This is a genomic window from Arthrobacter sp. efr-133-TYG-120, from assembly GCF_030209785.1.
Lineage (GTDB): Bacteria > Actinomycetota > Actinomycetes > Actinomycetales > Micrococcaceae > Arthrobacter.
Genome location: NZ_JARVRI010000030.1, coordinates 1 through 19,055, shown reverse-complemented (window position 1 = coordinate 19,055; position 19,055 = coordinate 1). Strand labels below are relative to the sequence as shown.

19 protein-coding genes are annotated in these 19,055 nt (G+C 63.7%); 14 read left to right on the top strand and 5 right to left on the bottom strand.

Annotated elements, in window-relative coordinates:
• The first annotated feature begins 183 nt into the window (after positions 1 to 183).
• From QRN51_RS17345 to QRN51_RS17330, 4 genes are all read left to right on the top strand, one after another.
• Entirely contained in the window at positions 184 to 1,359 is a 1,176-nt protein-coding gene (locus tag QRN51_RS17345) for an ATP-binding protein (RefSeq protein WP_284991090.1), read from the top strand.
• A 57-nt stretch (positions 1,360 to 1,416) separates the two neighbouring features.
• Positions 1,417 to 2,100, top strand: coding sequence for an O-methyltransferase (locus QRN51_RS17340; protein ID WP_284991089.1), 684 nt, complete (start codon positions 1,417 to 1,419; stop codon positions 2,098 to 2,100).
• A 15-nt stretch (positions 2,101 to 2,115) separates the two neighbouring features.
• Entirely contained in the window at positions 2,116 to 2,619 is a 504-nt protein-coding gene (locus QRN51_RS17335) for a GNAT family N-acetyltransferase (RefSeq protein ID WP_284991088.1), read from the top strand.
• 90 nt (positions 2,620 to 2,709) lie between these two features.
• Positions 2,710 to 3,600 (top strand): spermidine synthase, encoded by an 891-nt coding sequence (locus QRN51_RS17330; protein ID WP_059388443.1) that lies wholly within the window; start codon positions 2,710 to 2,712, stop codon positions 3,598 to 3,600.
• A gap of 117 nt (positions 3,601 to 3,717) precedes the next feature.
• Here QRN51_RS17330 and QRN51_RS17325 read toward each other — a convergent pair whose 3' ends face one another.
• Complete coding sequence (locus QRN51_RS17325; RefSeq protein ID WP_284991086.1) at positions 3,718 to 4,614, bottom strand: LysR family transcriptional regulator; 897 nt, start codon at positions 4,612 to 4,614, stop codon at positions 3,718 to 3,720.
• 129 nt (positions 4,615 to 4,743) lie between these two features.
• On the opposite strand from QRN51_RS17325, the gene QRN51_RS17320 reads away from it, so the two are divergent.
• The 8 genes from QRN51_RS17320 to QRN51_RS17285 all read left to right on the top strand — a co-directional run bounded on the left by QRN51_RS17320 (position 4,744) and on the right by QRN51_RS17285 (position 14,009).
• Positions 4,744 to 6,120: an MFS transporter gene (locus QRN51_RS17320; protein WP_059388444.1), complete on the top strand. Its 1,377-nt coding sequence runs from the start codon at positions 4,744 to 4,746 to the stop codon at positions 6,118 to 6,120.
• A complete protein-coding gene (locus QRN51_RS17315) occupies positions 6,117 to 6,860 on the top strand; it encodes a 3-hydroxybutyrate dehydrogenase (protein ID WP_284991085.1) in 744 nt (247 codons plus the stop codon). The genes QRN51_RS17320 and QRN51_RS17315 overlap by 4 nt, the downstream gene beginning before the upstream one ends.
• Positions 6,861 to 6,905: 45 nt before the next feature.
• A complete protein-coding gene (locus QRN51_RS17310; RefSeq protein ID WP_284991083.1) occupies positions 6,906 to 8,048 on the top strand; it encodes a GGDEF domain-containing protein in 1,143 nt (380 codons plus the stop codon).
• A gap of 166 nt (positions 8,049 to 8,214) precedes the next feature.
• Entirely contained in the window at positions 8,215 to 9,651 is a 1,437-nt protein-coding gene (locus tag QRN51_RS17305; protein WP_284991082.1) for a glycoside hydrolase family protein, read from the top strand.
• A 46-nt stretch (positions 9,652 to 9,697) separates the two neighbouring features.
• The gene (locus QRN51_RS17300) at positions 9,698 to 11,032 is read left to right on the top strand and encodes an ABC transporter substrate-binding protein (protein WP_284991081.1); all 1,335 of its coding nucleotides are present in this window, start codon (positions 9,698 to 9,700) and stop codon (positions 11,030 to 11,032) included.
• Between the two features lie 46 nt (positions 11,033 to 11,078).
• Positions 11,079 to 11,960, top strand: coding sequence for a carbohydrate ABC transporter permease (locus QRN51_RS17295; RefSeq protein ID WP_059388447.1), 882 nt, complete (start codon positions 11,079 to 11,081; stop codon positions 11,958 to 11,960).
• The gene (locus QRN51_RS17290) at positions 11,957 to 12,880 is read left to right on the top strand and encodes a carbohydrate ABC transporter permease (protein WP_284991080.1); all 924 of its coding nucleotides are present in this window, start codon (positions 11,957 to 11,959) and stop codon (positions 12,878 to 12,880) included. The genes QRN51_RS17295 and QRN51_RS17290 overlap by 4 nt, the downstream gene beginning before the upstream one ends.
• A 37-nt stretch (positions 12,881 to 12,917) precedes the next feature.
• Positions 12,918 to 14,009 (top strand): LacI family DNA-binding transcriptional regulator, encoded by a 1,092-nt coding sequence (locus tag QRN51_RS17285; RefSeq protein WP_284991079.1) that lies wholly within the window; start codon positions 12,918 to 12,920, stop codon positions 14,007 to 14,009.
• Here QRN51_RS17285 and QRN51_RS17280 read toward each other — a convergent pair.
• Together QRN51_RS17280 and QRN51_RS17275 are read right to left on the bottom strand one after the other, a co-directional pair.
• Complete coding sequence (locus QRN51_RS17280; protein ID WP_284991110.1) at positions 13,987 to 14,208, bottom strand: helix-turn-helix domain-containing protein; 222 nt, start codon at positions 14,206 to 14,208, stop codon at positions 13,987 to 13,989. The two genes, QRN51_RS17285 and QRN51_RS17280, sit on opposite strands and share 23 nt — an antisense overlap.
• 2 nt (positions 14,209 to 14,210) lie before the next feature.
• A complete protein-coding gene (locus QRN51_RS17275; protein ID WP_059388451.1) occupies positions 14,211 to 14,495 on the bottom strand; it encodes a hypothetical protein in 285 nt (94 codons plus the stop codon).
• Positions 14,496 to 14,751: 256 nt separating this feature from the next.
• Between QRN51_RS17275 and QRN51_RS17270 the strand changes: the two genes are divergently transcribed.
• Complete coding sequence (locus QRN51_RS17270; RefSeq protein WP_284991078.1) at positions 14,752 to 15,402, top strand: hypothetical protein; 651 nt, start codon at positions 14,752 to 14,754, stop codon at positions 15,400 to 15,402.
• A gap of 28 nt (positions 15,403 to 15,430) precedes the next feature.
• Here the strand turns inward: QRN51_RS17270 and QRN51_RS17265 are convergent, their stop codons facing one another.
• Together QRN51_RS17265 and QRN51_RS17260 are read right to left on the bottom strand one after the other, a co-directional pair.
• A complete protein-coding gene (locus tag QRN51_RS17265; RefSeq protein ID WP_284991077.1) occupies positions 15,431 to 16,066 on the bottom strand; it encodes a LysE family translocator in 636 nt (211 codons plus the stop codon).
• Between the two features lie 78 nt (positions 16,067 to 16,144).
• Positions 16,145 to 17,626, bottom strand: coding sequence for an amino acid permease (locus QRN51_RS17260; RefSeq protein ID WP_284991076.1), 1,482 nt, complete (start codon positions 17,624 to 17,626; stop codon positions 16,145 to 16,147).
• Between the two features lie 288 nt (positions 17,627 to 17,914).
• Between QRN51_RS17260 and QRN51_RS17255 the strand changes: the two genes are divergently transcribed.
• A complete protein-coding gene (locus QRN51_RS17255) occupies positions 17,915 to 18,718 on the top strand; it encodes an IclR family transcriptional regulator (protein ID WP_059388453.1) in 804 nt (267 codons plus the stop codon).
• Positions 18,719 to 19,055 lie beyond the last annotated feature (337 nt).

The following is a 19,055-nucleotide window of genomic DNA, read 5'->3' as shown; positions in this document are numbered from 1 at the left end:
GCGGCGCGCAGGTTCCACACTCGGACTTTGATCAGCCGGGGGTCTCTGATGCCTGCTTGTTGTTGATGGCAATCGCCTCCGATGACTATTGAAACGCCCTTGAGTCGGGAGCTTAAGCTAACAAAATGCGATGCGCGATAACAAGTATTGTTATAAGTTCGCATAAGTTCGTATACTCACTCCATGGATCCTTCATTGAACCCATTCGCGCCAGGCTCTGGCGTGCGACCCCCGGAACTCGTTGGACGGGACAGTGAGATTAGGGCATTCGATCTGCTGATCGCTCGGACGCGGTCCAACACAGCTGGGGATCGCGGAATGGTCCTCTCGGGCCTGCGAGGGGTGGGTAAGACGGTCCTGTTGAATGTCTTCGCTGAGCACGCCCGGCAGAACGACTGGCTCGTAATCCAGCTCGAGGCCCAGCCAGGGGAAGCCGGTAAGGGTGCGACGCGCGCGAAGCTAGCACGCGAACTTGAAGTTGGTGCTCGGCGGCTTCGGGGCAAGCCCGCTTGGGCCTATCTAAAAGAGTCGATGGCTAGTATTGGCAACATCTCCGCCAGCCTCGGCGCTACAGGCGTTTCGGCCTCCGTGACCACGAATCAGGGCAGGGCCGATTCGGGGAATCTCGACATCGATATTGAAGAGCTGGTCGAAGATGTATCCCTCGCCATGCGCAAGGCCCGGGCTGGATTCGGCCTATTCATTGATGAAATGCAGGATCTGGACGAGGAACTACTGACAGTCCTTCTGTCGGTTCAGCATCTCGCCGGGCAGAGGGGATGGCCCTTCTACATCGTCGGTGCAGGTCTCCCCAACCTTCCAGGCAAGATATCAGAGGCCAGGACTTACGGAGAGAGATTGTTTCTCTACAAGACCATCGGCCAGCTCACCGAAGAAGCGGCCGCAGAAGCCCTCACCCTGCCGATCAGCAGGCTAGGCGCATCGACGGCACCCGAAGCATTGTCGATATTGTTGTCCGCGGCCAACGGATACCCCTACTTCCTCCAAATTTATGGGCGTTCCGCGTGGGACGAGGCGCCGGACAAGGTCATTACCGCCGAGGACGCCCAGGTGGCGGTCCGGTACGGAACAAGCGATCTTGACCATGGTTTTTTTGAGGCTCGATGGCAGCGTGCCACTCCTGCTGAACGGGTATACCTGAGGGCGATGGCTCTTGACGGTGAACAGCCTTCGTCCACGGGCGAAATTGCCGCGAGGCTGGGGAAATCTACGAACAAGCTCGCGGTCATTCGGCAGCGACTCATTACAAAGGGCGTGGTCTATGCGCCCGAATACGGATCGATTCAGTTCACGGTCCCGGGAATGGCTGGCTTCATTGAACGCCAGACGGAAGGCTGAGAGGGTCTCCGCTGCCGGTCCTTCCCTCCGGCCGGTGCCCGGTGCCAGACTGGGGCCATGTTTGAACACAAGGCCCAGCCCGGCTGGGTGGCCGTGGAGGAATACTTGTCCAACGCCGTCGTCCGCCCGAACGCCGCGCTCAAGCATGCGGTGCAGTCCGCCCTCGACGCCGGGATGCCGCCTATCGAGGTGGCGCCCAACGCCGGCAAGCTGCTCAAGATGCTCGTGCAGTTGTCCGGGGCGCGACGCGTGCTGGAAGTCGGCACCTTGGCTGGCTTCAGCGCGATCTGGATGGCCCAGGGGCTGCCCGACGACGGCCGCCTGGTCACGTGCGAATACCTCCCGAAACACGCCGAAATCGCCCGGGCGAACGTGGACATGGCAGGGATCGGCCACAAAGTGGATATCCGGATCGGCCCGGCGTTGGAGACGCTTGCCGCGCTGGCCGAAGATCCCACGCGGGACGGTCCATTCGACTTTGTCTTCATCGATGCCGACAAGGAGAACGATTCCAACTACCTGGACTGGGCCATCCGGCTCGGGCGGCCGGGGACGGTGATCGTGATGGACAACGTCATCTGGGAGGGTGCCATCCTGGATCCTTCCATGGACGAGGTGAACGCTCCGGGCATCGTGGGGGCATTGGAGATGATGGGCAAGGATCCGCGCCTCGACGCAACGGCCATCCAAACGGTTGGATCCAAGGGATGGGACGGCTTCGCGATAGCCCGCGTGGTGTGACGCTAGGCTGAGCGAATGGAATTTACCCTCCGCCCGGCAACCGTGGACGACGCCGAGCCCCTGACCCGCATGCATGTGGCTGCCTGGCGGGAAAGCTACGGGCACCTCTTGCCCGAGGAGTTCTTCGCCTTCCGTGAGGCCACCATCAACACACGGATCGAGAGGCAGCGGGAAGCCTTGGAGGGCTCATACAAACCGATGCTCGCCCACGACGCCGGCGGTGCCTTGGTGGGCATCGCCTTCGCCCGCGAGGCCCCGGAGGAGGACCGGCCGTGCGAGCTGCAACTGCAGGTGATCTACACCCTGCGTCGCGTGCACGGTTTGGGCGTGGGGCAAGCAATGGTCGACGCCGTGATCGGCAATTCTGCCGCGTTTCTTTGGGTGCTCGAAGACAACCCGCGGGCCCAGGCTTTCTACCGCAAGAACGGCTTCCGGCCTGACGGAACACGCCAGCTCTTGCCGCCCGAATGGCACGAACTGCCGGAGATCCGGATGGTGCGCGCCGCCGTCGGGGGCTGACCGGCGGATGGTGCGCGCCGCCGTCGAGGGCTGACCGCAAGGCTGCGGCGTCAACTAGGGTTGAAGCATGACCGGAAGAGGGCGGCAGTAGTGGCGAAGCGTGGCAAGGGCAGGGGAGCCGGGCAAGCTGCCGGGGTCATCGAGGTGCCCGCGGGCACCAAGCCGAACGGTCCCATGGAGGGCGTCTACTACATCGACACCGGCGACTGCGAGTTGGTTGCCGACCCCGACAATTCCAACGGCTGGCTCCTGAAGATCAACGGTGTCATGAGCTCGCATATCGATGTTGCAGAGCCGCTGTTCCTGGACTTCGAGTACATGCGCTGGATAGCCGCGCTGGTTGAATCCAAATGGCCGCCCGAATCCAAGCCGAAGTTGCGGGCCCTGCATCTCGGCGGCGGAGCATGTTCCCTCGCCCGGTACTTCCACGCCGCCTACCCGGACGCGCGCCAAGTGGTGGTGGAACTCGACGGCAAGCTGGCCGACTACGTGCGCGGTTGGTTCGACCTCCCGAAGGCCCCGCTGCTTCGAATCCGGGTGGGCGAAGCCAGGGAAGTCACGGAAAGCCTCACGCCTGACACCCGGGACCTCATCATCCGGGACGTCTTTGCCGGCGCCCTCACCCCGAGGGCACTCACCACCCGCGAATTCAACGACCACGCGTCGAGGGTGCTGGCGCCCGGCGGGCTCTACGTGGTGAATTCCGGAGATGCGCCCGACCTCAAAAACGCCCGCGAGGACGCCGCCACCATCGCAGACACCTTCGCGCACACCATGATCATCGCCGATCCCGCGATGCTCAAGGGCCGGCGGTACGGGAACATGATCATGGCCGGCAGCCACGAGCCTTTCGGCGACGATCCGCAACTGGCCCGGAAGCTCCTCGGCGGGGCGGTTCCCGCACATATCTGGAACGACGCGAAAGTCCGGGCATTCGCCGTCGGCGCCCAGATCCGGCACGACCCGCGGCCAGCCGCCTGACCGTCGCTCACCGAAGGGCTCATATGTGAGCGAGCGTCCGCCGGTTTGGGCTCAGATGTGAGCGAGCGTCGGCCGGGGAAGGCTTATATGTGAGCGAGCGTCGGCCGGGGAGGGACTTTAGCGGCGGGCCAGAAGCAGCTCGCGGTGGGCGGCCGTCTCCTCTTGGAGGGCGTGCACGACGGCGGCGACGGCGGGGCGACGCATCGAGTCGGGCCGCAGGACCATCCAGTAGGGGAGCAGCTCGGCGAAATGCGCGGGCAGCAGCCGCACCAGGTCCGGGTGCCGGTCCGCCATGAAGCACGGCAGGAAGCCGATGCCGGCCCCGGCACGCGTGGCCTCCACGTGGACGAAGACGTTGGTGGAGCTCAAGCCGTCGCGCATGGACGGGACCAGCCGGCGGGGCGCATCGAGATCGTCCACTTGCAGCATGGAGTCCACGAAATAGACCAGCTGATGCCGCGTCAGCTCCTCCACGGTTCCGGGTACGCCGTGAAAAGCCAAGTACTCGCGCGAGGCATACATTCCCAGCATGTACTCACCCAGCAGTAAGGCCTCGGCCCGGTGCACCTGCGGTTCGCCCACCACCACTTCCACGTCCAGGCCGGAACGCTGCTGGAGCGCCCGGCGGGTCACGGTGATGATCTCCACGGTGAGGCCGGGATGCGATCGGCGCAATCGCGCCACAGCGGGTGCCGCGATGTAGGCGCTGAAACCGTCAGTTGCGGTCATGCGCACGACGCCGGCAATGGGGTCCGGCGCGCGGTCCTCCGGTCCCAGCGTGCCCACCGCCGCTTCGATCCGCTCTGCAACGCCCACGGCCTCGGCTCCGAGCTCGGTGACTTCCCAGCCGCCGGCCGCCCGCGCAAGGACCCGGCCGCCGAGCGCCTTTTCGAGCGCGGCGATCCTGCGGGAAACGGTGGTGTGGTTCAGTCCCAAGGCTTGGGCCGCCGTCGTGAACTTACCTGAGCGCGATACTGCGAGCAGGACGAGGAGGTCATCGGGATTCGGATTCATATCTGCAATTCTGCACACACTTGGTGCCATTTTGGCCATTGAAGCAGCACTGATGTGCGGCAATACTCATTGGAGCATTTCGTGTTGTGGATCACAACGCGTGTCAGTGTGGACACTAAGGAGATGGACATGAGCGTAGGACAACGCTCCGCAGCAGGGGCCGCCACCGGCAAAGGCGCAGGCCTCAAGAAGATCGTCGCCGCCTCGATGGTGGGCACCGTGGTGGAATGGTACGAATTCTTCCTCTACGCCACTGCCGCAACGCTGGTTTTCGGCAAGTACTTCTTCCCGCCCACGGGCAACGACCTCGACGGCATCATCCAGGCGTTCCTGACCTACGCGGTGGGCTTCGTGGCCCGGCCCCTGGGCGGCATCGTCTTCGGCCAGATCGGCGACAAGCTCGGCCGCAAACCCACGCTGCAGCTCACCATCGTGATTGTCGGCGTGTCCACCTTCCTCATGGGCTGCCTCCCCGGCTTCGCCGACCTCGGTTACTGGGCGCCGGCCATGCTCGTGGCACTCCGCTTCATCCAAGGCTTCGCGCTGGGCGGCGAATGGGGCGGCGCGGTGCTGCTGGTGGCAGAACACAGCCCCAAGGAGTCCCGCGGATTCTGGTCAAGCTGGCCGCAGGCCGCGGTTCCCGTCGGGAACCTCCTCGCCACGCTGGTCCTGTTCATCATGTCCACCACCCTGAGCAGCGCAGCCTTCCTCGGCTGGGGATGGCGCGTGGCCTTCTGGCTCTCCGCAGTGATCGTCTTCGTGGGCTACTACATCCGCACCCACGTGACCGAGGCCCCGATCTTCCTCGAAGCGAAGGCCCAGGTGGAGAAGGAACAAGCCATCAGCTACGGCGTCGGCGAAGTCATCCGCAAGTACCCCAAGGGCATCCTGCAGGCCATGGGACTGAGGCTCGCCGAGAACATCATGTATTACCTCGTGGTGAGCTTCTCCATCGTGTACCTCAAGAGCGTGGACAAGTACGACACCTCGTCCTTGCTGCTCGCCCTCCTGATCGCGCACGTTGTCCACTTCGTGGTCATCCCGCAGATCGGCCGGTTGGCAGACGCCTGGGGCCGCAAGCCGGTTTACCTGATCGGTGCCATCAGCGGTGCCACCTGGCCGTTCTTCGCCTTCCCCATGTTCGACACCAAGAATCCCGCGGTGATCGTTGCCGCCGTGACCATCGGCCTCTGCCTGCACGCCTTCATGTACGCAGGGCAGCCGGCCATCATGACCGAGCTCTTCCCCACCCGCATGCGCTACTCAGGAGTCTCCCTTGGCTCGCAGGTCACCTCGATCTTCGCCGGTTCGCTGGCCCCGCTGCTGGCGACCCAATGGCTCAAGGACACCGGATCCTGGATGCCCACGGCAATCTACCTGGTGATCTCCTGCGCGATTACCGCCGTCGTCGTCTTGACGCTCAAAGAGACCCGCGGTGTGGCGCTGGAAGACGTTGACAATGCCGATGCCGTTCGTCACGGCCTCCCCATGGGTGCCCGCGCATGAGCCTCGAGGGCCGCAAGGCCCTGGTGACCGGCGGGGCGGGGGGCATCGGAGCGGCATGTGCCACGGCCCTCGCCGCGCGCGGCGCGAAGATTGTAGTGGCCGACGTCGATGCCGCCGGAGCCGCGGCCCTCGCCGACAAGCTGGGCGGCACTGCCTGGGGCGTCGACTTGCTCGACACGGAGGCGCTCGCCGGACTCAGCCTGGATTGCGACATCCTCGTGAACAATGCCGGGATCCAGAAGGTCGCTCCCATCGAGGAGTTCGAACCGGCGGACTTCCGCCGCATCCTGACCCTCATGCTCGAGGCCCCTTTCCTGCTTATCCGGGCCGCACTCCCGCACATGTACGCCAACGGATTCGGCCGGATCATCAACATCTCCTCGGTCCACGGGCTGCGGGCCTCGGCGTTCAAGAGCGCCTATGTCTCGGCCAAGCACGGGCTCGAGGGGCTGAGCAAAGTGACGGCCCTCGAGGGCGGCCAGCACGGCGTCACCTCCAACTGCATCAATCCGGGATACGTGCGTACGCCCCTCGTCGAAAGGCAGATCGCGGACCAGGCACTGCTGCACGGCATCCCCGAATCGGAAGTCCTGGCGAAGGTCATGCTGACGGAGTCCGCCGTGAAGCGCCTCGTGGAGCCCGAGGAAGTCGCGTCGCTGGCAGCGTGGATAGCGTCCGACGACGCCGGCATGGTCACCGGGGCAAGCTACACGATGGACGGAGGCTGGTCCGCCCGCTAACCCGCCCCTCGATGTCGTAGGCTGGTGCGCACGAGGGGAGCGAATATGGGTCTCGATCCGGCCAGCCTGAAGATAGCCCTGGGCATTGTCGCGTCTACGCTCTGCCTGCTGTTTTTCGGATCGTTCCGCCGGACCCGCTCCGCGTACAGCGGCTGGTGGTGCCTCGCCCTCGTTTTCCTGCTCTCGGGGAACATGGCGTACCTGCTCGCCGGGACTCCCCAGCAAATCTGGGCGGGGCCACTCGGCAACGCTTTGCTGGTGGCCGGGGCGTTCAGCGTGTGGGTCGGCTCGCGTTCCCTTCGCTTGCTTCCAACGCCGCGATGGCAGCTTCTCGCCGGACCCGTTGCCACGGCGGTGGCCGCCTCGCTGGAGAACCCGGCCACCAACGCATGGTCCGGCGGTCTGGTGTATTTGGCCATGATGTCCTTGGGCATGGGTCTGGCAACGGTTGAACTCTGGCGGTTGAAGCCCAGCGTTTCACAGGCCCACCGCTCCTTGGCGCTCGCCGCAGGAGTACTGGCGTCCTTCTTCCTCTGCCGTGGAATCGCCTATGTCCTGGAAGGTCCCGACGGCCCGGACTTCGGCACATATCTCAGCTCGGCAACCACCAGTGTGGTCACTATCGTGCTTCTGGTCACCGTGTCCTTCAGCATGACTGCGCTGAGCAACGAGCAGCTCATCAACGGGCTCAACGAACGCGCCACCCGGGACGGCCTGACGGGGCTCCTCAACCGCACCGCCTTCATGGAGCTGGCCACCCAGGAAATCAACAGGCTGCACTCTGCAGGGTCGATCTCCACCCTGATCCTCGCCGACCTCGATCATTTCAAGGCCCTCAATGACACCCATGGCCACGCCGCGGGCGACACTGCCATCCAGGCCTTCGCCACCGCGTGCCAGGCTTCGGTCCGCCACACAGACCTCGTCGGAAGGTATGGCGGAGAGGAATTCACCATTCTGCTTCCAGGGGCCGACCTGGAGAGCGCGGAAATCATTGCCAACGAAATCAGCCGCCGTCTGGCCGCGGCAGAACCACCGGACGGCGTCACCTTCCCGACGGTTAGCTATGGCATTGCTCCCAGCACCCTCGCCAACGCCGAGGTGGACCATATGATCGTGGCCGCCGACAAAGCGCTCTACCAGGCCAAGTCCCTCGGACGGAACCGCGCGGTCTGCGCAACTTCCTGACGGCGCACCGCACCGCCGTCGTGCGCTGACTAACGTCGCGCTGAGCCGATCCTGCACCGCTGGGATCGGTCCGCTAAACCAATCTGCTTAAACGCTTGATCAAAAGTGTGACCTCGGTTACGCTTGCAGTGATCAAACGCTTTAGCAGAAATGGACATCAACGCCGATGACTTACTCAGTCTTCTTCCAACCCACCGATGGATGGGTCGGAGACGTGATCCCGTTCCAGAAAGACGGGGAGTTTTGGCTTTTCTATCTGCACGAGGTGCGGAACGACCCGAAGCCGGGAACGTCCTGGAATCTCGTGACCACCAAGGACCTCACCCGATTCGAGGACCATGGAGTGTCGCTGCACCATGGCGGAGAGGGCGAGGCGGACTTCAACGCCTACACGGGCAGTGTTGTGTGCGACGAGTCCGGGATGCACCACCTGTTCTATACCGGACAGAATCCCCGGCACCTCGGCTCCGACGGTGCCCCCCTGCAACTCGTCATGCACGCCACGAGCACGGACGGAATGCTGACGTGGATCAAGCATCCGGAACTGACGTTCGGCGCCCCGGCCGGCTATGAATCCGGCGACTGGCGCGATCCCTTCGTTTTCAAGGACGAGGCCAGCGGCCTGTGGCGGATGCTGCTGGCCGCGCGGCACGCGGACGGCCCGGACCGCCGTCGCGGGCTGATCGCCCAATGCGTTTCCCCGGACCTGATGGATTGGGAGCATACCGAGCCGTTCTGGGATCCCCGCCGGTACATCACGCACGAATGCCCGGACGTTTTCGCCTGGGGCGACTGGTGGTACCTGGTCTATTCGGAATTCTCCGAGTCCTTCACCACCCGCTACCGCATGGCGAAAAGTCCCGATGGGCCTTGGACCGTGCCGCCGCGGGACAGCGTTGACGGCCGCGCCTTCTATGCCTCGAAGACGGCCGAGCGGGACGGTCGCCGGTTCTTCTTCGGCTGGGTCGCCGGCAAGGAGGGCAACCACGACGACGGCGCCTGGCAGTGGGCGGGCACGATGTCCGTCCTCGAGGCCCGCCAGAACGACGACGGCACCCTCGCTTTTTCCCTCGCCGACGAACTCGTCGAGAGCTTCTGGGACGACATCCCGGTATCCCTGGGGGATGACTTTCCGCTGGTACTGCATGCTCCAGACGGGTACACCGCCATGGTGTCCGATGAGGTCCTCCCTCGCCAGTTCTACGCCCGGGCGGTTTTGCAGATCGAAGCCGATACCAGCGAATGCGGCCTGCTGCTCCGCTCAAGCGCGGACGGAGACGAGTCCTACATCATCCGCCTGGAACCGAAGCGCGGCCGCATGGTGTTCGACCGATGGCCCCGCGAAATCAGCGGCGACGCGCAATGGCACGTCTCGGGGGATGTCCCCTTCGAGATCGAGCTGGAACGCCCCTGCGAGCTGGCCTCCGGAGAGCACACCCTCGAACTTGTCGTCGACGGGGACCTCTGCGTCGCCGTCGTCGACCGGCAGGTCGCCCTCAGTACCCGGATCTACGGGCTACCGGACGGCCGCATCGGCGTATTCGCCGGTGAAGGCACCGCAACTCTCACCGATCTTGAGATACGTAAGCGCACAGACAACTAAATACCCAGCGCCAGACCTCCGTTCAAATCAAAGGAGATTTTCCCCCATGAAGAAACTCTTAAGAACGGCCGCCGTAGCAGCGGCCGCAGCCCTCGCCCTCTCCGCTTGCGGCGGTGGAGGCGCCGGCAGCGCCTCCAACGTCAACCCCACCGGGGACATCAAACCGCGGCAAATCTCGTGGCTGCTGTCCCGGCCGGCAGACGGTGCAGTCATCAACGTCATGAAAAAGGTGGCCGACGAGTACGCCCAGACCCATCCCGGCTTTTCCCTCAACCTGATCACCACCCCTGACCGACCCTCCTACATCCAGAAGTACGAAACCCTCGCTGCCGCGAACAAGCTCCCGGAGCTGTTCGACACGGACGCCACGCCCTTCGCCCAGCAACTCGCCAAGCAGGGCAAGATGGTGGATGCCGAGAAGCTGCTCAAGGACCTCGGTGTCTACGACAGCTACCGGACGAACGCACTGAATTACCAACGCTTCGACGACGGATCCCTCTACATGGTCCCGTTCCAGTTCGAGCTCGAGTACTTTTGGTACAACAAGGCTCTCTTCCAGCAGGCTGGAGTATCAGTGCCGAAGTCACTCGACGACATCCCCGCGATGTGCACGGCCCTGCGCAAGGCCGGGATCACGCCCCTTGCCCTTGACGGCCAGGACCAGTGGCCCCTTGAGCGCTACGTCTCCTACCAGCCCTTCCGCGACGCCGGACCCGACTTCGTGCAGAAGCTCAAGAAGGGTGACGCGAAGTTCAGCGACGCCACCGGCCAGAAGACAGTCAACTGGATAAGCCAGCTCGGAGGGGCCGGTTGCTTCCAGGACGGCTTCTCCTCGCAGGGTTACTCCGACGCCCAGAATCTCTTCACCTCCGGCAAGGCCGCCATGTACAACATCGGTACCTGGGAACTGCCCAGCCTCGCGACCGACAAGCTGAACCCGGCGGTGCGTAACGACGTCGACTACTTCACGCTTCCGGCCACGCCGAGTTCCGCGACGGCCGCCAACGAGTACGTGGCAACCTCAGGTATCGGCATGGCGGTCAACTCGAAGACCTTCGACCCGCTCGTGAGCGACTTCCTGAAGTTCGCCCTCGCCAAGTACCCCTCGGAATACGCGGCCACGGGCGCCCTCTCGCCGACGACGAATGTCCAAACGACGATTCCAGCCAACGCCACGCCGCTGTACAAGAAGGCGATCGACCAGGCGAAGGATCTCGGATCGAAGCTCGCGATGCCTTGGGACACGCAGCTTGATCCGACCACCAACAGCAGGCTGCAGCAAGAGCTCGTGCTCTTGGCCCAGGGCAACGTCAAGCCTGCGGAGTTCACCAGCACGATGGATAGCACCATCGCACAGAACGCTCCCAAGTTCTTCAAATAACACGCAGCGGTGGGGGGCCCAGGCCCCCCACCCGAAAGGCCCTCCCATGCTTCCCAATCGATCACGACTCTCGGTCTTGGTCTTCCTGCTCCCGCCGCTGCTTCTCTACGGCGTTGCAGTGCTGTTCCCGATCCTGCAATCGCTATTCCTCAGCTTCTTCTCCTGGAACGGCATCAGTGACATGGAGTTCGTGGGCTTCGCGAACTACGTGCACATGCTCACCGGTGACGGCGTGTTTTGGCGTTCCTTCTTCAACGCCCTCGGCTACCTCGCCATCTGCCTCGTCCTCCAATTGGGCGGCGCGTTGTTCGTCGCCAGCCTCCTGACCTCGCTGCGAAGAGGCCGCGAGCTCGTCAAAACCCTGTATCTCCTGCCTGCGGTGATCTCGACGGTGGCCATCGCCTTCCTTTTCGTACGGATCTACTCGATCGATCCGGTGGGTCTCCTCAACCAAGTCCTCGGCTGGATCGGCCTCGGCAGCCTCGAGCGCCCTTGGCTTTCCGACGTCAATACTGTCCTCGCGGCAGTTTCGGCACCCGAAGGCTGGCGGTTCACGGGACTCTACATGCTCATCATCTACGCGGCGCTGCTCGCCGTCCCGCAGGAACTTGAAGAAGCGGCACGCCTGGACGGCGCCAACAGATGGCAGCTGTTCACCAAGATCAGGTTCCCCCACATCAGGCCGGTGTGGATCACCACCACCATCATGGCCACAACCTACGGCCTGCGCGGATTCGATATCCCGTACCTCATGACCAACGGCGGTCCCGGCCAGTCCTCCGAGCTCCTGACGACGTACATGTACAAAACCGCATTCACCAGCACCGACTTCGGCTACGCCAGCACCATCTCGGTCTTCATCGTGGTGGAGTGCCTCGTCGCGGTCGGATTCATCTTGCTCATGCTCAAACGAAAGGCTGACGCATGACCGCGCAAACAGCCCCGGTTAACCGGCCGATCCCTGCTCCACCAAACAACCCGGCCCCGCCAAGCCCGCCGGCGCCCCGACGTCGGCGGCGTAAACCAAACGTCTTCCGAAGCTTGTCGAGGGTGCTGATCGTCCTCATCGTCGTGGTGCAGGTCTACCCCCTCGCCTGGCTGTTCCTCACGAGCCTGCGCAATGAGCACGACTTCGCGACCGGTGATCCTTTTGCGCTGCCGAGCTCGATCAGCTTCGACAACTACGTCCGTGCGTTCCAGACCGGCAACCTCGGCCAGAACATCCTGAACAGTTTCATCGTCACGATGGGCGCTAACCTCCTGATCGTCCTTCTCGGGATGATGGCAGCCTATGCCTTGCAGGTCCTCGGATTCCGGTTCAGCAAATTCGTCCGGGGCCTCTTCCTGATCGGCATCATCGTGCCGGTGCAGATCGCGCTTGTGCCGCTGTTCATCGACTACTCGTCCGTGAACCTGCTGGACACCTACCAATCGATGATCATCCCCCTGGCGGGGTTCGCCCTTCCCATGTCGATCTACCTCTTTTCGTCGTTCTTTGAGTACATTCCCCGCGAGACCTACGAGGCAGCCTCGTTGGACGGCGCCGGCCCGTACCGGATCTTCGGGCTGATCACCCTTCCGCTCTCGACCAACACGGTAGTGACGGTGGTCCTGGTGAACAGCATCTTCATCTGGAACGACTTCATCTTCGCGAACACGTTCGTGCTTTCCGAAGGGCTCAAGACCATCCCACTGGGGCTGCAGAACTACATCGGAGCAATGGGCAAGGTCGACTGGACCGCGACATTCGCCGCTGTCTGCATCACCATCACTCCTTTGCTGCTCGTGTTCCTCGTCCTCAACAAGGCGATGATCCAGGGCCTCGAGAGCGGGGCGACGAAGGGGTGAGAAAGCCGCCACTGGATAGACTGTGGGAGGAGGGCCAATGACGTCTGAAAAAAGCTTGAAAGAACCCGAGGTGAACCCCTCGCATCCATCGACTCCGAGGGCGAGTCATCCGGTGACGATGCGGGAAGTAGCGGAAGGGGCTGGAGTCTCCGTTGCCACGGTTTCCCTCGTTATCAACAACAAGAAAGACGCCAGGATCGGCGCCGCGACCCGCAAACGCGTCCTGGACACCATCCGCGAACTGGGGTACCGCCCGAACGCCCTCGCGAAGAACCTCGTGAGCGGCAGTTCACGGTTCATCGGACTCGTCGCTGACGCGATCGCCACAACCCCCTTCGCTGGGCAAATCATCCACGGCGCCCAGGACGAAGCGTGGAAACACGGATTCGTGCTGTTGGTCGCCAACACGGAGGGCGACGAGCCCGTGGAAAAAGACGCCATCTCGATGATGCTCGAGCACAAGGTTCGCGGCATCCTGTACTCCACCTGGTTCCACCGCCCAACCAAGATCCCCGCTGCGTTGAGAGAGACTGACTTCGTGCTGGTGAACTGCTTCTCCCCGGACTCCGACGCCCTGGCGGTGGTCCCGGACGAAGTCCACGGCGGACGGGAAGCCACTGAAATCCTTGTGCGCAAGGGGCACCGACGGATCGCCTTCATCAACGCCACGATTCCTGCTCCGGCGAAGGACGGACGCCTCCAGGGCTACCGGGAAGCGCTCGAATCTGCTGGAATCGCCTTCGATCCGCACCTCGTGTTCGACGCGTATCCTGACCAGGAGGGCGGCTACGGAGCAGTCGAGGAGCTCCTCAAACGCGATGTCACGGCAGTCTTCTGCTACAACGACCGTATGGCCATGGGCCTCTACGACGGGCTGAAGCAACGGGGGCTGTCCATTCCCGAGGACATGGCCGTGGTGGGGTTCGACAACCAGGAAGTCATCGCGGCGCACATGCGGCCGCCGCTGTCCACCGTCGCGCTGCCGCACTACGAGCTTGGCGCCGCGGGCGTGCGCTTGCTGCTCGGCGTTGACGAACCGGCGGGCAGCCCTGTGGTAAAGCTTGAATGCCCGCCAGTGGAACGCGACTCGGTTGGACCGAATACCCTTACGGCTCCCCGGGTGCCTTAGGCTCAGCCTCGTCCACCGCCGAGTGCTCAATGTAGGATTCCACCGCCGACTCCGGAACGCGGTATGACCGCCCGAACCGCACGGCGTGGATGGCGTGCGAGTTCACGAGGCGGTAGACGGTCATTCTGGATACCCGCAGGGCCTCGGCAACCTCGGCGATCGTCATGAACCGGTTGGCTGGAACGCCGGCGGCGGACATATTCACCAGGGCCTCCTCAATTGGCGGTAGTCGTAGTAGACCAGGGTGCCGCCCCTCGGCACGACGGTTCTCAAGCCAATCGATGGGCCTTTGATGACGGCCACCACCCCTTCCTGGGACCCGTTGAAGGGGTCGTCGCCAGCTACGTAGTCGCCCACCTTGAAAGGGGAAGCAGTGCTTTTGGCCTGCGTGGCTGCCCTGGTAAATATCTGGCAAAGTCGCGAAGCCAGCGCATGGCGGCGCTGCTTGCGCATCCGAGCAGCGTGCCTTGAGTAAGGATCGAACATCGGAATCACTCCTTTGCAAGTCGCGATCTTCCAACGGTAGGCGTGGACCACACGCAACACATGAGTGACTTGCACCCGTTATGGCCCACGGGCCACTCACGTCACTTGGACCACTACTCGGACAAGGACCCCAGGGCGAGCAAGTGGTGATCCGAGTAGTCCGGTCAAAAGACGAGTAGGGGTTACGCATGCCAGGCCGGGCGAACAGTCCATACGCTCAAGGCAAATGTTCCGTCAGGTCTGGGAGGGGGGAACAATGCGACGAGCGGCAAAAGCAGGAATTGTCGTTGCAGGTGTGGTGGCGGTCGGGCTGGCAGGGGCGATCACCCTCAACGCGACGCAGACATCATCTACCTCGATTGCCGGCGCCCCGCCGTCAGCCACCGTCAGTGCGGCAGCTTCTGCGCCCGGTCCCGCCAAGACGCCAGCCACGACGCCGAGTGCCACCGCTTCAGCGTCAGCCGCCGGCGCCTCTGCCAGCGCTTCCGCTAGTGCTGCGCCTTCAAGTCAAGCCCCGGTCCCTGCTCCGACGACGAGTGCCAAGCCCGATGCCCCCGAGCCGGCGCCAGCTGCGCCGGCTCCGGCTCCCGCGGTTCCCGCTCCTGTGCAGCAGGGCCTCGACGCAGCGGGGATCCAACGCATCAAGGACAGCTGCAGCGCCCGGCTGCAAAGCGATGCCGCCCACTCCTCAATTGTGACCGGAACGGTGGTGCCCCGGCCATTTTCAGTGGTCTCCATCGCGTTCTCCGGGAACCCGGTGCAGTCAACGGCGGCCTCCGGCCTAGCGTCGTACGACATCCTCATGAAGGTCACCCTCAAGCTGGTTGATGGTCCTGCCCAGGACAGCGTGCGGGTTTGCCGGGTCTACGACTCGGACTCGCACGTGGATTGGCTTCCCGCCGGCTGAGTCCGCGGTTGCTCCCCGTCCTGCGGCCCTAAGACTTGGCGCCTGTGAGCGCCAGCGTCCCGCCGAGCCCGATCATCATGACGCCCCCCATGGCACCCAGGGTGGAGATCCGCCGCGGCGAGCGGGCAAACCAGTGGCGTGCCGTGCCCGCTGCGAGGGCCCAGATGCTGTCGGAGATGAGGGCGATCACCAGGAAAACAGCTCCGAGTTCGGCGAGTTGAAGCGGAATGCTGCCGCTCGAATAGTCCACGAACTGCGGCAGCACAGCCACGAAGAACACGATCGATTTCGGGTTGCTCGCACCGACGATGAAACCCTCGCGGATGAGCCGCCACATGGACCGCGCCGGCGCTGGACCAGTCGCCGTCGAACGCCCGCCGCGGTGGCGGATCGCCTGCACCCCGAGGTAGACCAAATACGCTGCGCCCCCGAACTTGATGATGGTGAACAGCACGATCGACTGCGCAAGGATCGCGCCGAGCCCCAGCGCCACGGCAATGATCTGCGGAACCATGCCGAGGGCGTTTCCGAGCACGCTCAGGAGCCCGCCTTTGCGGCCAAGGGCGAGGGAACGCCCAATCACGAACAGGACGCTGGGACCGGGGACTGCGATGAGGACCAGTGCGGCCAGCGCAAACGCCAGGAGGTTGGTGAACGGAACCATCCCTGATGATAGCGCTGGCCTGCGGTGACGGTCGATGGCTCGTGGCGCGCCGCCGCCGTCGTCGTCCTCCTCAAGGCACTATGGGCGCTCGGCGACCATGGGAATCGAGGCTGTTTCGTCGACGAGGTCGGCGCGCAGGCGCCCGCCGCCGCGGACCCAGAGCTTGTAGGCCAGCACCAGCAGTCCGAGCCACACGGCGCCTACGTACAGCGCCACGCGAGTGTCCTCGAAGACGCCAAGGATCACGATCACCAGGGCCATGAAGGCGATGGTCACCACGGACGCGGCGGGCCACCACGGCGACGCGAATTCCGACGCCGGAAGTCCCTTGCGCTTGATTTCGCGCTTCATGGCGACGTGGGAGGCGAGGATCATGACCCATACCCACACTGTCGCGAAGGTGGCGATGGATGCGATCACGAGGAACACGTCCTCGGGGATGACCGCGTTGAGCACCACGCCCACCAGCAGGATGCCGCCCATGAGGACCACGGTCATCCAAGGAACACCATGCCTTGAGATCCTGCCGAAGCTCTTCGGAGCGTGTCCCTGCTGGGAAAGCCCGAAGAGGATGCGTCCGGCGCCGAAGATGTCGCTATTGATGGCTGACAGTGCCGAGGTGATGACCACGGCATTGAGGATGTGGGGCGCCGCGGGGATGCCGAGGCCACTGAAGATCTGCACAAACGGGCTGCCGTTGTTCCCGATTTCATTCCAGGGGAACAAGCTCATGAGTACCCCGAGCGTCAGGACGTAGAACAGCAGCACACGCACGGGGACGGTGTTGACAGCCTGCGGGATGACCTTCTTGGGGTCTGCGGCTTCGCCTGCGGTGATGCCGATCGTTTCGATCCCGCCAAAGGCAAACATGACGACGGCGAACGAGGCCAGGAGCCCTTCGAAACCGTTGGGGAACAGGCCGCCATGGTCAACGAGGTTCCCCAGCCCCGGTGCCACGCCGCTGTTGCCGGACTGGAAGCCGAACACGATGATCGCAGCCCCGCCCGCAATCATCGCGATGATCGCCACGACCTTGATGAGCGAGAACCAAAACTCGAGCTCGCCGAAGACCTTGACGCTCAGGAGGTTCATGGCTCCGAGGAGGAGGATGATCGCGAGGACCCAGATCCATCGGTCCACCTGCGGGAACCAGAAGCCCATATAGATACTGAATGCCGTCACGTCCGCGATCGCCACGATGGCCATTTCGAAGACGTAGGTCCAGCCGGTGATGAACCCGGCCAGCGGTCCGAGGTAGCGGCTGGCGTACTGGCCGAACGAGCCTGAGACGGGGTGGCGCACGGCCATTTCGCCGAGGGCACGCATCACCATGAAGACGGCGGCGCCCCCGATCATGTATGCGAAGAGAACCGATGGGCCGGCCTTTTGGATCGCGGACGCCGAACCGTAGAAGAGGCCTGTCCCGATGGCCGAACCGAGCGCCATGAAGCGGATGTGGCGGACATTGAGGCCGCGGCTGAGAACGGTTGTTACCGCGCCTTCGACGCCTTCGACGACTTTGGCGGCCGGCGTCCTGACGGCTGTTGGGGCTTGCTGCATACGAATACCTTCTCGTCATTGGGAGGGGTGGACTGTTAACCAGCAGACCATTCCGCAGCATGCTGTGATGGGCCTCACGGGACATCGTTGTCTCGGTTCTCAGACGCTGCGCCGTGGACTGGTTGTTTCATGCACAAATGTCTGGTATTCCAGACACCTTAATGTTCTGATTGGCTTTCCGATCCGCTCGGTGGGGCGCACGCTTAAGTACGGGATCCCGGACACCCGCCTTGCCAGCTTTGTGGCAGAAGGGCGGGCCGGGCATTACCGTGCACTCGAAGAGGAGCCATGACCACACAGCCGTCCACCCAAGGCCGGGCCGCTTCCAAAGTCCCGGCCGCCGAGAACACCCTGCGCATCCTGAAGTTGCTCGCGTCCCGGCGTGGCCCGATGGCAGCGTCCAATATCGCCACGGCGCTGGGCTTGCCCCGTTCCAGCGTCTATCACTTGCTTGGCGTCATGGAGGCCAACGGCTTTGTCCTGCACCTTCATGAGGAGCAGCGCTACGGGCTGGGGATCAGCGCCTTTGAACTCAGTTCGGCATACTCGCGGCAAGAGCCTTTGTCCCGGCTCGGCCGCCCCATGCTCGCCGCCCTCGTGGATGCGATCGGCGAGAGCGCACACTTGGCCGTCCTGCACGGCCGCGATGTGCTCTACATCGTGGAGGAGCGGGCCAAGAACCGCCCGTCCCTCGTGACCGACGTCGGGGTCCGGCTTCCCAGCCACCTCACGGCCAGTGGCCGCGCGATCCTGGCCGCCCTGCCAAAATCGCAGGTCAGGGCCCTGTACCCGAATGCTGCAGCCTTTACGGCCCGGCATGAAATGGAATCGCCCATCATGAAGTACTCGGCCCTGTCCTCGCATTTGGACCAGGTCCGGCAGCGCGGCTACGCCACCGAACACGGCGAAGTCACGCCCGGCTTCGGTTCTGTGGCCGCCGCCGTCACCGACCATCTGGGATGGCCGACGGCGGCAGTCGCCGTGACATTCCTCGAGGACCGGGTGCCGGTGGAGGAGTGGCCCGCACTGGCCGCCCGCATCCAGAAGACAGCGGACGAACTCTCGATCCGCATCCACGGCCGCCCGTCCTAGCCCGCCGCACCCAACCCCGCCCTGCTCACCAACCCGACCCCCAATCCCAACTGACTCGCAGTTGTTGTCGTTTTGGGCCCTCAGAACGACATCTACTGCCGGTTAGTTGAGTCTGGTATTCCGGACAGGACCCTCCATAAAGCCATTCCAAGACCCTTGCGGAGGGGCTCTACTGGATACAGAAGGAACTTCCACCTAGCAACCTCCAGAGACGAAGGAGTCATCATGGCACCCGCTGATTTCACTACCGGAGCCCGTCCGGTCAAGGCCGCGCGCGGCACGGAGCTGACCGCGAAGAGCTGGCAGACCGAAGCGCCGTTGCGCATGTTGATGAACA